Here is a 14,483-nt window from a genome sequence, read left to right on the forward strand (position 1 = left end):
AGGAGGTTAGTATGTCTTGGGTCGTGGTGACCATGGCGCTCGGGGGACTCGGGCTCCTCCTGCTCGGCATGAACATGATGACCGAAGGCTTAAAAAGTGCAGCGGGGAATAAGTTGCACGTGGTCCTGGAGCGGTCCACCCAAACTCGGCTTCGTGCCTTGATGACGGGGTTTGGGATCACAGCGCTCGTTCAATCGTCCTCTGCGGTGATCGTCGCCACCCTTGGTTTTACCAATGCCGGCATGTTGCGGTTGAAACAAGCCGCGTGGGTCGTGTTTGGGAGTAACGTCGGGACCACCATGACAGCGTGGATTGTCGCGTTGATTGGTCTGAAAATCCGAGTTGAAATCATTGCGCTGCCGCTGATTGGGATCGGCATGCTCCTGAAGCTTTTCTTTAAGAACTCCCGCGCGGCTCATATTGGCGTGGCACTTGCGGGGTTTGGTGTGCTGTTCCTTGGCCTTGGAATGCTGCGTGATGGGTTCATTGATGCAGCAGAATGGATTCCGATCGAGCGGTTGGGCACAACCGGTTGGTACGGCATCATTCTCGGGGTCATTGCAGGAGCCTTGCTCACCGCACTGATTCAAAGTTCATCGGCTGCATTAGCGATTATTCTAACGGCCTCCGTAACCGGTGTACTGACCCCGTTGTTAGGAGCATCGTTGGTAATTGGAGCCAATCTCGGCACCACAGCGACATCGCTTTTGGCGTCCATTGGCGCAACCACCAATGCGCGGCGCTTGGCGCTGGTTCATGTGACCGAAAAAGCCTTTACCGGCACAATCGCACTCATCTTACTCGTGCCCTTGTGGTGGATATCTAACTGGCTGGCGGGTGGCGATGGACGAACCAATATCTCGACAGGCCTGGCACTCTTCCACACGCTATTTAACCTGCTTGGCATTCTATTGATGTGGTTCCTTGCCGATCACCTATTGCGTCGTGTTGAGCGTTGGATAAAACAACCAGAACTGACCTCAGAGCGCCCTCGTTATTTGGACGATACGGTTTTGAGCATGCCTGCCATGGGGGTTCCTGCGATGCACTCGGAAATTAAGCGGGTGTTTAAGCAGTTGCTGGCGCGCGGGCGCAAAGTACTCGATGATGGTGCAGAGCCGGCACCGGAAGCGGATGTGAATACTAGCGTGCTGCTTGATGCGATCGCAGAGTTTTCCAATAAGCTTGGAGCTCAAGGCGGGATGGACGAGTATTCTGAGTCGTTTATTAATCTCAACTGGGCGCGCGAAGAATGTGTGGAATTGCGTGAGTTATTCCATGACTTGCAAGACACGCCGAAAGCAGATGTTGAAGCGGCGCTCACGCCGGAATTGCGTGAGGCCTTCATGCGGTTGTTGCGCACCGGAGAACTGAAGCAAATGGATGAGGTGCAGCGAGGTGAGGCGATGTCTCATGTGAAAACGCTACGGAAAGCTCGACGAAATGAGCTGCTCGCTGAGATCCGAAGCGGCGCCATAAGCGCCCCAGAAGCAACCCGTCGCTTGCACGTGATTGCGTTATTTGAAGAGAGCGCCAAACGCGTCATGCGCATCACCGACGTCATATATCCAACAGCGTAGCCTCACGCGTTGAGCTTTGCTCAGGTTGGAACCATGCCCTCTCCGGGACGCCGTGAACCCATCCATGGGGGCTTGACTGCCGCATCCATGCGGCAGACACTCGGCGACGGAATCGCTTCCAGCCCTCGCACTCAACGCATCGTAGCCAACGCACTGCGTTGGGTCTAGATTGATAAATGCGTCAGGCCTGTGACCCAACGCTGTGCATTGGCTACACCCAACGCTGTGCATTGGCTACACCCAACGCTGTGCATTGGCTACACCCAACGCTGTGCATTGGCTACACCCAACGCTGTGCATTGGCTACACCCAACGCTGTGCATTGGCTACACTCACCGCACGGCGTCGAGGAAATACCAATGCTTCTCATATTGTTGGAGGATGTCGCCGATCACCTGATCTTTGCTCCAGCCATAGATATCGTAATCCTGACCGCCTTCGCGCAGGTGAACTTCCGCCCGGAAAAACTTCAGTTTTTCATCCCGGCCTTTTGCGATATCGCGCATCACAAAGCTCGGGGGACGATACTCGCGCGGACGCACGGAGTAGAAAAAGTCCATTTCATCGCCGTGCTCCGTTTGCAGCCAAGCGCGACCATCGTCGCCTCGCTTCACGTGGACGGGGATGTTCTGCTTCTTCAATTCCTCCGCCACGGCTTGCATAGCCTCCATCACGGGACCTTCAATGAATTGCATGACTTCGTCTCGCTTCGGTTGTCGGACTAAACGGCGCAGTTGTTGCTGCCAGTTGCCTTGCGCAAACGCTGGCGCAGGTACGGCGGACGCGAGCGAGACCCGTTTGACGACTTCCAAGCGCAATGCGCGAATCAAGCCCCAACACATCAGGAGCATGACAATCGAGAACGGCAAAGCCGAGGCGATCGACGCGGTTTGCAGCGCACCAAGTCCCCCAGCAAGCAGGAGCGCGACGGCAATTAAACCCTCGAGCCCACACCAGAAGATCCGCTGCCAGGTGGGTGAATCTTCATCACCACCACCGGAGGTAATGATATCCACCACCAGTGAGCCTGAGTCAGAAGACGTGACAAAAAACGTCACGACCAAGATGGTGGCGATCATCGAAGCAATCGTACTAAACGGCAGTGCATCAAAGAACTGGAACAGTGCGACCGACGAATCCGCCATCACCGCATCGCCCAGCGATGTCATGCCTTCCATCAAAATCATGTGGATGGCGGTGTTACCGAAGAAGGTCATCCACATAAAGGTGAAGCCCATCGGGACGAGCAGGACACCGGTCACAAACTCACGAATGGTGCGGCCCCGTGAGACGCGGGCGATGAACATTCCGACAAACGGCGACCAAGCGATCCACCAACCCCAGTAGAATAGCGTCCAGCCACCTAACCAAGTACTCGGCTCACAATCCCCGTTACAGCCTTCTTGCAAGCCGTAGGTGGCAGGATCGTAGGAGTATAAATTAAAGGTCATGGACACAATGGAAGACAAGTAGGTCCCGATGTTCTGCACCAAGGATTGCAGCAAATACACCGTTGGTCCGGCGAATAACACAAAGAATAGCAATCCAAATGCGAGGAACAGGTTGAGCTCGGACAGCCGACGGATCCCGCCATCAAGGCCAAGGACGACCGAGATGGTAGCAATCAGCGTGATAATCACAATCAGTGCAATCTGCACATAGACCGACTGTTCAATCCCGATCAGAACATTTAGGCCGGAGTTGATTTGCAGTACACCGAACCCAAGCGAGGTTGCGACTCCAAACAGGGTACCAACGACTGCGAAGATATCGACTGCGTGCCCAAGCGGCCCATGAATCCGATCGCCAATGAGTGGATAAAGTGACGAACGGATGGTAAGCGGAAGGTTGTGCCGGAAGGCAAAATAAGCCAATGAAAGGGCAACCACTGCGTAAATAGCCCACGCATGAAGTCCCCAGTGGAAGAACGTGATGTTCATGGCCTCGCGGGCGGCGTCAAAATTCTCACCGGCTCCCACGGGCGGGGCGATGTAGTGCATCACAGGCTCTGCGACCCCAAAGAACATTAAGCCAATCCCCATCCCCGCGCTAAATAGCATGGCGAACCAGCTTTTGTAGCTGTAATCCGGGGTGCTGTGGTCTGGACCGAGTTTAATTTGTCCAAAACGGGAAAATGCGAGGTAGGCCACAAAAATCAAAAACAAGGCCACAACCATGACGTAGTACCAACCGGCAGCGTCCATGATCCAGGCTTGAACGGCGGAAAATGTGGCGGCTGAAGCGTCGGGTGCGATGATGCCGAAGAGTACAAAAATTGCGGCGATGATCCCTGAGCCAATGAAGACTGGTGGGTTCATGAGAACTTTCCGTTTTGCGGTCGTTTCTGACATGTGGGATGCCCTGTGCGTTGTTGTGGTTTTACAGTATGATAGCAGACCTCAAGGATTTCTCAGGGAAGCAAGACATGTTGCCTGCGATTGCAGCGGTTCTATTTGGATTGATTTTACTGATTTGGAGCGCAGACCGGTTTGTCGACGGTGCGGCTGCGTCCGCCCGTCACTTTGGCATGTCGCCGCTGCTGATCGGGATGATTATTATTGGATTCGGAACGTCGGCACCCGAAATGGTGGTTTCGGCCTTTGCGGCCATGCAGGGGAACCCGGGGCTGGCGCTTGGTAACGCATTTGGCTCCAACACGGCCAATATCGGGTTGGTCATCGGTCTGACCGCGTTGATTGCGCCCATTGCCGTAAAGTCAAATGTACTGCGACGCGAGATGCCCGTGCTGCTGGGTGTGACCTTATTAGGTGTTGTGATTGTGTGGAATCTTACGATTTCGCGGATCGATGCCTTGGTTTTGCTCGGTGTGTTCGCTCTGGTCATGGGATGGTCCATCAAGCAGGGAATGGGGAATGGTGACTCATTAGGCACCGAGACAACAGCAGAGCTGGATAGTCATCCCATGTCTCTGCCAAAAGCCCTGATGTGGTTGGTGGTTGGGTTGCTGCTGTTGATAGCCAGCTCTCGTGTGTTGGTGTGGGGCGCTGTGGATATCGCCGAGGCGTTTGGGGTTAGCGATTTGGTGATTGGGCTGACTATCGTGGCGATCGGAACCTCGCTACCTGAGCTCGCCAGTGCAATGGCAGCGATACGCAAGAATGAACATGATCTGGCACTTGGGAATGTGATTGGATCAAACTTATTTAACACGCTGGCCGTAGTGGGAATCGCGGGGATGATCCATCCCTTTGAGTTTGAAAGCGCGGTGGTCTACCGTGATTATCTGATTATGGGGCTGTTTACGCTGGCGCTTTTTGTATTCGCGTTCCGCTTGCCCGGTGTGAAGCGCTCAGGGCGGATTAATCGAATTGAAGGCGGTTTTTTCGTCGCCGTGTATATCGGATATCTTGTGTGGATTATCGCGGGTTAACACCGTAACCAACGCACATTTCGCAACGGCGCGTTGGGCAATAAAACGAGGTGTAAATGAAGCACGAACCAATGACTCCTGAAACGATCGTCATCGCCAACCGCCTCACATGGGCTGGGGTGGTGCCATTCATCGTGACCGCAATTGTCGGCGCGATCGGCGCGTGGCAATACGAGTTACTCAACGTATTCCTAGTTTACAGTGCGGTGATCCTCTCATTTTTGGGGGGAATCCATTGGGGCCTCGTGATGTCTGGAAAACTCGAGCGAGCGCAAGGTTCCCTGATTATTTGTATGCTGCCTTCGTTGGTCGCATGGGCCGCATATGCGTTTCTGCCTGCCCTGTGGGCACTCGGAGTGCTTGGGCTGATGTATTTATTTTGGCTCAACTACGATTTAGGGCGCATTCGAGACACCTGGTATCAAAACTTGCGACGCCCAGTGACATTTGTGGTGGTGGGGTCGCACTTTTTGTGGTTTATCACCATCGCGACAGAATTCCGCGTGGGGCCAGTGAGTTAATGGCAGCGCATCGAATCGACGTCCTCGGCGCCTCGGGAGGCCTAGGGGCTGAAAATGGGTCCACCTGTATTCGTCTCGGCGAGAGCATCTTAGTTGATGCGGGGACTGGCTTGAGCCGTCTGAACGTGAAACAGATGCGTAAAATTAAGCATGTGGTCCTGACGCATTCACACATGGACCACATTGCGTCCTTGCCGATGTTTTTGAGCAATATGTTTGAGGGTGTCGAGCATCAAGTGCAGGTGTACGCCCTGCGCCACACCATTGAAAAATTAAAAACGCATATCTTCAATGACGAGATTTGGCCAGATTTTACACGGTCTATGGGACCCGTCGGTCCGGTGGTGGTACTCAATGAAGTCGATCCGGGTGATCGTTTGAAGCTCGAAGGTCTCGAAATTAATTTGTTTCCAGTCGAACACACGGTGCCGACCGTCGGTGTGAGCGTGCGCGGTGATTTACTGGCAGATGACACCGTGATTTCACATTTTGCCTTCACCTCAGACACGACCGAAGGATCGTTCTTGAATGACCAGCTGCATCGACTCGGTGCCATCGATGTGTTGATGATCGAATGCTCGTTCCCAGACGATAAATATGAACTGGCCCGTCAGACCAAACACATGACGCCTGAAATGGTGTTCGATACCCTTGAAGCGCTTGAGGTTCCTCCTCAACACGTTTGGATCTCGCACCTCAAGCCATCCTTCGAGACCGAATTACGCGAAGCCCTCCAAGAATTCCACGTCCTGTAACCAACGCGATACCCCGTAACCAACGCAATGCGTTGGGTCCGCGATATCCGCGACCACGGATGTCTTGGATATTCCTCATCGATGGATTGCGTTGGGTCCGCGATACCCCGTAACCAACGCACATTCCGTAACGGCGCGTTGGGTCTGCGATACCCGCGATCACGGATGTCTTGGATATGCCTCGTCGATGGATTGGATTTGGTCTCCCAACGCAATGCGTTGGCTACATCCGCGATATCCCGTAACCAACGCACCGCGTTGGGGCCGCGATATCCGCGATCACGGATGTCGTGGATATCCCTCATCGATGGATTGCGTTGGGGCCGTAATATCCGCGATCACGGATGTCTTGGATATCCCTCATCGATGGATTGGATTTGGTCTCCCAACGCAATGCGTTGGGGCCGTAATATCCGCGATCACGGATGTCTTGGATATCCCTCATCGATGGATTGGATTTGGTCTCCCAACGCAATGCGTTGGCTACATCCGCGATATATACGTAACCAACGCAATGCGTTGGGGCCGTAATACCCGCGACCACGGATGTCTTGGATATCCCTCGTCGATGGATTGGATTTGGTCTCCCAACGCAATGCGTTGGCTACATCCGCAATACCCCGTAACCAACGCACTGCGTTGGGTCCGCGATACCCGCGATCACGGATGTCTTGGATATCCCTCGTCGATGGATTGGATTTGGTCTCCCAACGCAATGCGTTGGCTACATCCGCGATGTCCCGTAACCAACGCAATGCGTTGGGTCCGCGATACCCGCGATCACGGATGTCTTGGATATCCCTCATCGATGGATTGGATTTGGTCTCCCAACGCAATGCGTTGGTTACATCCGCGGTACCCCGTAACCAACGCAATGCGTTGGGGCCGCGATACCCGCGATCACGGATGTCTTGGATATCCCTCATATATGTGGGTTGCGAATATTATGGCGATCGCGTGGATTGGTTTTCCCAACGCAATGCGTTGGCTACCATTAAAGGTCAACGGATCTTCTTTTCGAAAATCAATCACCAAACGCTAAGGATGGCGCATGCAAACCATGGAACCTCGAAAGAACCCTCGAATGTTTCGTATTTATGACAAGGGAGGCGGCTATTATTCAATCACGATGAATACTTACCGACGACTTCCGTTATTCAACGATCCCGAATTACGTCAAGCTCTGAGAGACGCTATGAGAACCGTAAAGGAATTACTGCCTTTCCAAACGCACGCATTCGTACTTTTACCCGACCACATCCATTGGATTCTCAGTATCGAAGACGACGAGTTATCCAAACGCATAGGGTTGATCAAGGCACTGACCACTAAGTTTTATGGAAAGCAACCATCAGAGGATCGAACGAAAGGCTACAAAAATGCACGCCGACATTCGATATGGCAGCCTCGTTTTTACGAAAAAACGATTCGGAGTGAGAAACAGTTATATGATGAGACGTTATATATCTACACGAACCCCGTGCATCATGGCCACTGCAAAAAGGTAGGTGATTGGCCCTGGAGTTCATTTCACCGAGATGTTCGACTTGGGGTTGTTCCGGAGAGTTGGGCACACATCTCAATGGATAAAAAAACCACCGTGCGCAGAGAGGACAGATAACCAACGCACATGCCGTAACGGTGCGTTGGGTACATCCACAATGATGGATACGATTGAGTTTCCCAACGCGGTGCGTTGGCTACATCCATGATGACGGATACGATTGAGTTTCCCAACGCGGTGCGTTGGCTACATCCATGATGACGGATACGATTTGATATCCCAACGCGGTGCGTTGGGTACATCCACAATGATGGATACGATTGAGTTTCCCAACGCGGTGCGTTGGCTACATCCACGATGATGGATACGATTTGATTTCCCAACGCGGTGCGTTGGCTACTTAAATGATATTGATTCTCATTTGCGGTTGTTCTATTCTGTGGGTATTGTCTAGTTGGGAATGATAACGATTGTTATTTACGCATCATTCTCATACACTAATGCCTTAGTTTGGAGAGGGATCCAACGATGAATTTCAAAGCGTTAATCGCAGGATTTGGGGTTTTATCAGCAGTCGCGATTGGCATCACAGCCTGCAGCCCAGGCGGTTCCGATGAGGTGAATATCTACTCTTCGCGAAACGAGGGATTGATTAAACCATTACTTGATGAGTTCACGGCTGAAACCGGCATTCGGGTGAATCTTCTGACCGGTTCTGGCGACGGGCTGCTATCACGCTTGCTCAATGAAGGGCGGAATAGCCCCGCGGACTTATTTTTAACGGTGGATGCCGGTGCTTTGCATCGGGCCAAAGAAGCTGATCTATTTCAACCTGTTCGCAGTGCAACACTGGACAACGCCATTCCAGAGCATTTGCGCGATACCGATCGTCTTTGGTATGGCCTGAGCATGCGTGCACGTCCCGTCTTTTTTGCGATTGACCGGGTCGATCCATCGGAAATTACTGACTACATGAGCCTTGCCGACCCCAAATGGCGCGGCCGTATCTGTGTGCGTTCGTCCGATAACGTGTACAACCAATCCATGGTAGCGGCGATGATTGCGCACTATGGTGTTGAAGAAACAGAGACTTGGGCACGGGGTTTGGTGGCAAATTTCGCCCGCAATCCAGTCGGTGGAGATCGTGAACAGATTCATGCAGTTGCCTCGGGTATCTGCGATATCGCGATAGCAAACACTTACTATTTTGGTGGCATGATGCAATCAACCGATGCCACAAACCTCGACACGGTCAGCAAAGTCGCGATTGCGTGGCCCAATGCGGAACATGGTGTGCATGTGAATGTATCGGGGATTGGTTTGCTTCGGCACGCGCGCAATGTGGACCATGCTGTGAAGTTGATGGATTTCCTTGCCAGTGTAGAAGCACAGACCTGGTATGCGGAAGTAAACTCGGAGTACCCTGCGAACCCGAACGCACCGTGGAGTGAGACACTGCGCGCTTGGGGTGATTTTATCGCCGATGATTTGCCGATGAGTGAGTTGGGTGACAACAACGCAGCAGCTGTGCGGTTAATGGACCGCGCCGGATGGCGGTAACGTAGCACCCAACGCACCGCGTTGGGAACCCAAATCGAATTCGGCCTCGGGGTTTGTGGATACCCCGGACCCAACGCACCGCGTTGGGAACCCAAATCGAATCCGGCCTCGGGGTTCGTGGATACCCCGGACCCAACGCAATGCGTTGGCTACGAAGGAATGGGTGTAGCCAACGCACCGCGTTGTGAACCCAAATCGAATTCGGCCTCGGGGTTTGTGGATACCCCGGACCCAACGCAATGCGTTGGCTACGAAGGAATGGGTGTCGCCAACGCACGGCGTTGGGAACCCAAATCGAATTCGGCCTCGGGGTTTGTGGATACCCCGGACCCAACGCAATGCGTTGGCTACGAAGGAATGGGTGTAGCCAACGCACGGCGTTGGGAACCCAAATCAAATCCAACGCACGGCGACAAACAATGGATAACGAATGGTTGAAGCGATACGCAGCGGTTTAGCGACTGCGGGAAATAATGTGTGGAGAACCTTGCGCGATTGGTCATTGCCGCTTGTCGCGGTCGTGATCTGTCTGCCGTTATTGGTGGTTGTTGCCAGTTTCTTTATTGGTCTTTTCGGCGCCGAGCAGCGAGAAACTCTGGCGCATTTATTTGATACCGTAATTGGCGAATACGTTCGTCATTCGCTCGTCCTTTTGGTCGGTGTCGGCCTGATTACGCTCATCATTGGTGTCACGGCTGCGTGGCTGACCACGGCCTGCGAATTCCCGGGCGTGCGTTGGTTGCGTTGGGCTCTTTTACTTCCACTCGCCATGCCCGCCTACATTACCGCGTACACTTACAGCGGCATGCTCAGCTTTGAGGGGCCGGTACAATCAGCGCTTCGAGCAGTCACCGGCTGGCAACTGGGTGAATACAGCTTCCCCGAAATTCGCTCCCTTACCGGCGCTGTGCTGGTGATGGGCTTCGTGTTGTTTCCTTATGTCTATCTCATTACACGGGCGTCTTTTATCGAGCAATCCCGCGCTGCGATTGAAGCCGGACGGACTCTTGGGCTTGGTCCATGGCAGAGCTTTTACCGCGTTGCCTTGCCGATGGCTCGGCCAGCGATCGCAACCGGCGTGACCTTAGCTTTAATGGAGACCCTGGCAGACTACGGGACAGTCCATTTTTACGGCGTCACCACCTTCACCACGGGGATCTTCCGGACCTGGTATGGGATGGCCGATCCGGTCGGGGCCCTGCAACTGGCAAGTATCTTAATGAGTGCTGTGGTGGTTTTGATGTTGGTCGAACGTATTTCGCGGCGTCAATCCCGCTATCACCACGCAGGACGGAGCAATCAAGCGACGCGACCTATGCAACTGAAGAGCTGGAAAGCGGCGTTGGCGTTCATCGCCTGTTTCTTACCGGTACTGTTTGGATTTATTCTCCCTGCATTGCAACTTATTTTCTGGTCGGCAGATCGCTTGAGCATTTGGAGTGACCCGCAATTTTGGACGCTGGTGCGCAACAGTTTGATTCTCGCGGGCCTTGCCGCCTTTATCACGGTGATGGTTGCGTTATGGCTGTGTTACGGCAAGCGGGAAGCGAGCTTAAACGGTAACCGTGCGGCGAACGGCAAACTCACGCGCGGTAGTGTTGCGTTTGCATCGCTTGGTTATGCGATTCCTGGTGTGGTCATTGCGGTGGGTGTGATGGTTCCGCTGGCGTGGCTCGATAACCGAATCATCGACTTCAGCGAGGCGTTCTTTGGTTTTAATCCGGGATTGTTGCTCTCGGGAACCATTATTGCGCTGTTGTTTGCCTACACCGTGCGCTTTTTATCGATTTCTATTCAAACCGTGGACTCAGGGTTAAGCCAGATTAGCAAAGCTATGGACGAATCGGGTCGAATTCTCGGCTTGAAATCACATGAAATTATGAGTCGCATTCATTTCCCGCTGCTGCGCACAAGTTTGCTGACGGCCGGTATCTTGGTGTTTGTGGATGTGCTTAAAGAGCTTCCGGCCACCTTGGTTTTGCGGCCATTTAACTTTAATACCTTGGCGGTGCGTGCATATGAAATGGCGGGCGACGAGCGCCTTGCCGACGCCGGGCCAGCGGCCCTGATGATTGTACTGGCCGGACTGATTCCGGTGATCTTATTGAGCCGTGCGATGAACCGACGCCAGCATCTGCAAAATGAAATTCGTGCGGGTGAACCGAAACCTGGAGAGATCTATGAGCCTGTTAAAACTCAGTGGAATTGAGGTCGGTTTTGACCGGACCACAATTGTCGATGACGTCTCTTTTTCATTAGAAGAGGGCGAAATCGGCTGTCTGCTTGGTCCAAGCGGCTGCGGCAAGACAACACTGTTGCGCGCTATCGCGGGGTTTGAGCCGGTACGCGGTGGGCGCATTGAGCTTGGCGAGAAGCTTGTGAGCTCGCCAGCACAGCTTGTGCCCCCAGAAAAGCGCGGGGTCGGCATGGTGTTTCAGGATTTCGCGCTATTTCCTCACCTGACGGTATTCGACAACATTGCGTTTGGCATTCGCGATCAGAGTAGCAGTGAACAAAAGCGTCGGGTTCACCAATTGTTGGAGCATATTGGACTTTCCGGTTATGGCCCGCGTTACCCGCATCAGTTAAGTGGTGGTCAGCAGCAGCGCATCGCGCTGGCTCGTGCACTTGCGCCAAAACCCCGTCTATTGTTGCTTGATGAGCCATTTTCATCGCTCGATGCGGAGTTGCGTGAGTCCCTTGCCACAGAAGTGCGCGCGCTTCTCAAAGAAGAGGGTATCACGGCATTATTAGTGACCCATGATCAACAAGAAGCCTTTGCCCTCGCCGACAAAGCTGGGGTGATGTATCACGGCCGCCTGCTGCAGTGGGATACGCCGTATGGGTTGTATCACCGTCCAGCGCATCATTTGGTTGCCGATTTCATTGGGGTGGGGGTGTTGTTGCATGGGTCGATCACGGCGGATCGGCGTGTGCAAACAGCGCTCGGTTTGTTGCATGGTGAAGAGGTGCCTCGCGGCTCTGAAGGGGAAGCGGTGGACGTGTTAATCCGTCCAGATGATATTGTCCTCGACGAGAGTGCGGAACGCCGTGCGACCATTGTGGCCCGCGGATTTCGAGGAGCGCATTTCCTCTATACCGCCGAGCTGCAAGATGGCAGCCACCTGCTGTGTATGGCGCCATCGCATCACGAATACGAAGTGGGTCAGAATGTCGGGCTGCGCCTGAACATGGACCACCTTGTGTTATTTCCCGCCGGATACTGCGACACCTGATATTTCCGATTCTGCACCCAACGCAATGCGTTGGTTACATCCATCGTACCGTCCCGTCATCCGCGATCATATCGGCCCCGTAGCCAACGCACCGCGTTGGGCCCCAACCCGATAAACGCATATACCCCGTAGCCAACGCACCGCGTTGGGCCCCAGCCCGATAAACGCATATACCCCGGACCCAACGCATTGCGTTGGTTACATCCATGGTACCGCCCGGTCATCCGCGATCATATCGGCCCCGTAGCCAACGCACCGCGTTGGGCCCCAGCCCGATAAACGCATATACCCCGGACCCAACGCATTGCGTTGGTTACATCCATCGTATCGCCCCGTCATCCGCGATCATATCGGCCCCGGACCCAACGCATTGCGTTGGTTACATCCATCTTATCGCCCGGTCATCCGTGATCATATCGGCCCCGTAGCCAACGCATTGCGTTGGTTACATCCATCGTACCGCCCGGTCATCCGTGATCATATCGGCCCCGCACCCAACGCATTGCGTTGGTTACATCCATCGTATCGCCCGGTCATCCGTGATCATATCGGCCCCGTAGCCAACGCACCGCGTTGGGCCCCAGCCCGATAAACGCATATACCCCGGACCCAACGCATTGCGTTGGTTACATCCATCGTACCGCCCCGTCATCCGTGATCTCGGTGTTCAGGATAAACACCGCTGACAATGTTCGAAAAATGCCTCGGTAAGGCGGCTCATTGGCGTATGAGCCGAGGTGATAAAGCCATACTCCACACTAATCTTGGGCGAGAAATTGGTAATGTGCGCGCCATGCGCAAACTGCTCCGCCAAAAGCCCATTTACAATCGCAACCCCCAGCCCACGTTTTGCAAAAGCACAGGCCGTTGCCACCGTGTGCGTTTCTATCTTCACGCGCATCGGAATTCCTTCCGTTCGAAACGCATTCTCGATTTGTCCTCGTGAGTACCTGCCTTTTCCAAGAAGAATCAGTGGGGAATCACGCAAGTCTTTTGGTTTCAAAATTTTGCGCTGCGCCAGTGGGTGATCCGGTGCCATCACACACACCATACGTCCTGCTAAGAGAGACTCTGCGCGCAATCCCGGGTGATGTTCAGGCAATTGAATAAATCCACAATCCACCGTTCGCCGAGCCACGAGTTCACGGGCCGACTCGGGACTGCGCGAGTCCATACTAATCCGAACATTCGGGTGGGTTCGCATAAAGTCGGCCACTACATCGGCAAGGGGGCCCGAGAGAAAACTCACTGGCGCGACAATTTTTAGGGAGCCAACATTGGAGTGATGAATATTTGTAGCGAGGGCACCGAGTCGCTCCACACTGGAAAGGGTAAGCTCAACTTCTTTTTGCAGGGCCAATGCTTCATCGGTCGGAATTAAACGACCGTGTTCGCGATAAAATAATTGGAAACCGACGTACTCTTCAAACGTGGAAAGCAAGCGCGAAACCGCCGGTTGGGTGGTGCCCAGTCGTTTTCCGGCAGCGGTTGCTGAACCGGTGATGAGAATGGCATGGAAAGCTTCAAGGCATTTGATACTTGGGGTTTCAGCCATGGTGACTCCTGTTGGTTATCTTTGTTGCGGCCCGACCAACGTGTCGAACCCAACGCAATGCGTTGGCTACGTGTATCGTGTCGAACCCAACGCTGTGCGTTGGCTACGTGTATCGTGTCGAACCCAACGCGATGCGTTGGCTACGTGTATCGTGTTGAGCCCAACGCAATGCGTTGGCTACGTACATCGTGTTGAACCCAACGCAATGCGTTGGCTACGTGTATCGTGTTGAATCAAACGCAATGCGTTGGCTACGTGTATCGTGTCGAACCCAACGCTGTGCGTTGGCTACGTACATCGTGTCGAACCCAACGCAATGCGTTGGCTACGTGTATCGTGTTGAACTCAACGCTGTGCGTTGGCTACGTGTATCGTGTCGAA

12 protein-coding genes are annotated in these 14,483 nt (G+C 53.7%); 9 read left to right on the top strand and 3 right to left on the bottom strand.

What is annotated here, in order from left to right; genetic code table 11:
* Nucleotides 1–11: 11 nt before the first annotated feature.
* Complete coding sequence (locus tag CWE11_RS07485) at nucleotides 12–1,580, top strand: Na/Pi cotransporter family protein (RefSeq protein ID WP_126776994.1); 1,569 nt, start codon at nucleotides 12–14, stop codon at nucleotides 1,578–1,580.
* A gap of 332 nt (nucleotides 1,581–1,912) precedes the next feature.
* Here the strand turns inward: CWE11_RS07485 and CWE11_RS07490 are convergent, their stop codons facing one another.
* On the bottom strand, nucleotides 1,913–3,931 hold the full coding sequence (locus CWE11_RS07490; RefSeq protein WP_126776995.1) for a BCCT family transporter: 2,019 nt from the start codon (nucleotides 3,929–3,931) through the stop codon (nucleotides 1,913–1,915).
* A 74-nt stretch (nucleotides 3,932–4,005) separates the two neighbouring features.
* Here CWE11_RS07490 and CWE11_RS07495 point away from each other — a divergent pair, with 74 nt between their 5' ends.
* The 3 genes from CWE11_RS07495 to CWE11_RS07505 are packed head-to-tail and all read left to right on the top strand — an operon-like array spanning nucleotide 4,006 to nucleotide 6,247.
* Nucleotides 4,006–4,971, top strand: coding sequence for a calcium/sodium antiporter (locus tag CWE11_RS07495; protein ID WP_126777032.1), 966 nt, complete (start codon nucleotides 4,006–4,008; stop codon nucleotides 4,969–4,971).
* Nucleotides 4,972–5,027: 56 nt separating this feature from the next.
* The gene (locus CWE11_RS07500; RefSeq protein ID WP_126776996.1) at nucleotides 5,028–5,492 is read left to right on the top strand and encodes a DUF3429 domain-containing protein; all 465 of its coding nucleotides are present in this window, start codon (nucleotides 5,028–5,030) and stop codon (nucleotides 5,490–5,492) included.
* Complete coding sequence (locus tag CWE11_RS07505) at nucleotides 5,492–6,247, top strand: 3',5'-cyclic-nucleotide phosphodiesterase (protein ID WP_126776997.1); 756 nt, start codon at nucleotides 5,492–5,494, stop codon at nucleotides 6,245–6,247. The genes CWE11_RS07500 and CWE11_RS07505 overlap by 1 nt, the downstream gene beginning before the upstream one ends.
* A gap of 419 nt (nucleotides 6,248–6,666) precedes the next feature.
* On the opposite strand, the gene CWE11_RS07510 is transcribed toward CWE11_RS07505, so the two are convergent.
* Nucleotides 6,667–7,173, bottom strand: coding sequence for a hypothetical protein (locus tag CWE11_RS07510; protein WP_126776998.1), 507 nt, complete (start codon nucleotides 7,171–7,173; stop codon nucleotides 6,667–6,669).
* Nucleotides 7,174–7,331: 158 nt separating this feature from the next.
* Between CWE11_RS07510 and CWE11_RS07515 the strand changes: the two genes are divergently transcribed.
* The 5 genes from CWE11_RS07515 to CWE11_RS07535 all read left to right on the top strand — a co-directional run bounded on the left by CWE11_RS07515 (nucleotide 7,332) and on the right by CWE11_RS07535 (nucleotide 13,139).
* Nucleotides 7,332–7,868, top strand: coding sequence for an REP-associated tyrosine transposase (locus CWE11_RS07515; RefSeq protein ID WP_157981319.1), 537 nt, complete (start codon nucleotides 7,332–7,334; stop codon nucleotides 7,866–7,868).
* Nucleotides 7,869–8,279: 411 nt separating this feature from the next.
* Nucleotides 8,280–9,311: a Fe(3+) ABC transporter substrate-binding protein gene (locus tag CWE11_RS07520; RefSeq protein WP_126777000.1), complete on the top strand. Its 1,032-nt coding sequence runs from the start codon at nucleotides 8,280–8,282 to the stop codon at nucleotides 9,309–9,311.
* Nucleotides 9,312–9,741: 430 nt separating this feature from the next.
* Complete coding sequence (locus tag CWE11_RS07525) at nucleotides 9,742–11,520, top strand: ABC transporter permease (RefSeq protein WP_198675617.1); 1,779 nt, start codon at nucleotides 9,742–9,744, stop codon at nucleotides 11,518–11,520.
* On the top strand, nucleotides 11,498–12,547 hold the full coding sequence (locus tag CWE11_RS07530) for an ABC transporter ATP-binding protein (RefSeq protein ID WP_198675619.1): 1,050 nt from the start codon (nucleotides 11,498–11,500) through the stop codon (nucleotides 12,545–12,547). The genes CWE11_RS07525 and CWE11_RS07530 overlap by 23 nt, the downstream gene beginning before the upstream one ends.
* A 304-nt stretch (nucleotides 12,548–12,851) precedes the next feature.
* The gene (locus CWE11_RS07535; RefSeq protein WP_126777002.1) at nucleotides 12,852–13,139 is read left to right on the top strand and encodes a hypothetical protein; all 288 of its coding nucleotides are present in this window, start codon (nucleotides 12,852–12,854) and stop codon (nucleotides 13,137–13,139) included.
* A gap of 75 nt (nucleotides 13,140–13,214) precedes the next feature.
* On the opposite strand, the gene CWE11_RS07540 is transcribed toward CWE11_RS07535, so the two are convergent.
* Nucleotides 13,215–14,102, bottom strand: a complete 888-nt coding sequence (locus tag CWE11_RS07540; protein ID WP_126777003.1) for a LysR family transcriptional regulator — start codon at nucleotides 14,100–14,102, stop codon at nucleotides 13,215–13,217.
* Between the last annotated feature and the right edge of the window lie 381 nt (nucleotides 14,103–14,483).

It is taken from the genome of Aliidiomarina sanyensis, assembly GCF_003987175.1.
GTDB lineage: Bacteria > Pseudomonadota > Gammaproteobacteria > Enterobacterales > Alteromonadaceae > Aliidiomarina > Aliidiomarina sanyensis.

Excerpts from the sequence above, each read along its gene's own strand:
- CWE11_RS07540 (WP_126777003.1), bottom strand. The coding sequence starts at position 14,102 with ATGGCTGAAACCCCAAGTATCAAATGCCTTGAAGCTTTCCATGCCATT.
- CWE11_RS07490 (WP_126776995.1), bottom strand. The coding sequence starts at position 3,931 with ATGTCAGAAACGACCGCAAAACGGAAAGTTCTCATGAACCCACCAGTC.
- CWE11_RS07500 (WP_126776996.1), top strand. The coding sequence starts at position 5,028 with ATGAAGCACGAACCAATGACTCCTGAAACGATCGTCATCGCCAACCGC.
- CWE11_RS07525 (WP_198675617.1), top strand. The coding sequence starts at position 9,742 with ATGGTTGAAGCGATACGCAGCGGTTTAGCGACTGCGGGAAATAATGTG.
- CWE11_RS07510 (WP_126776998.1), bottom strand. The coding sequence starts at position 7,173 with ATGAGGGATATCCAAGACATCCGTGATCGCGGGTATCGCGGCCCCAAC.
- CWE11_RS07515 (WP_157981319.1), top strand. The coding sequence starts at position 7,332 with ATGTTTCGTATTTATGACAAGGGAGGCGGCTATTATTCAATCACGATG.
- CWE11_RS07520 (WP_126777000.1), top strand. The coding sequence starts at position 8,280 with ATGAATTTCAAAGCGTTAATCGCAGGATTTGGGGTTTTATCAGCAGTC.
- CWE11_RS07495 (WP_126777032.1), top strand. The coding sequence starts at position 4,006 with ATGTTGCCTGCGATTGCAGCGGTTCTATTTGGATTGATTTTACTGATT.
- CWE11_RS07505 (WP_126776997.1), top strand. The coding sequence starts at position 5,492 with ATGGCAGCGCATCGAATCGACGTCCTCGGCGCCTCGGGAGGCCTAGGG.
- CWE11_RS07485 (WP_126776994.1), top strand. The coding sequence starts at position 12 with ATGTCTTGGGTCGTGGTGACCATGGCGCTCGGGGGACTCGGGCTCCTC.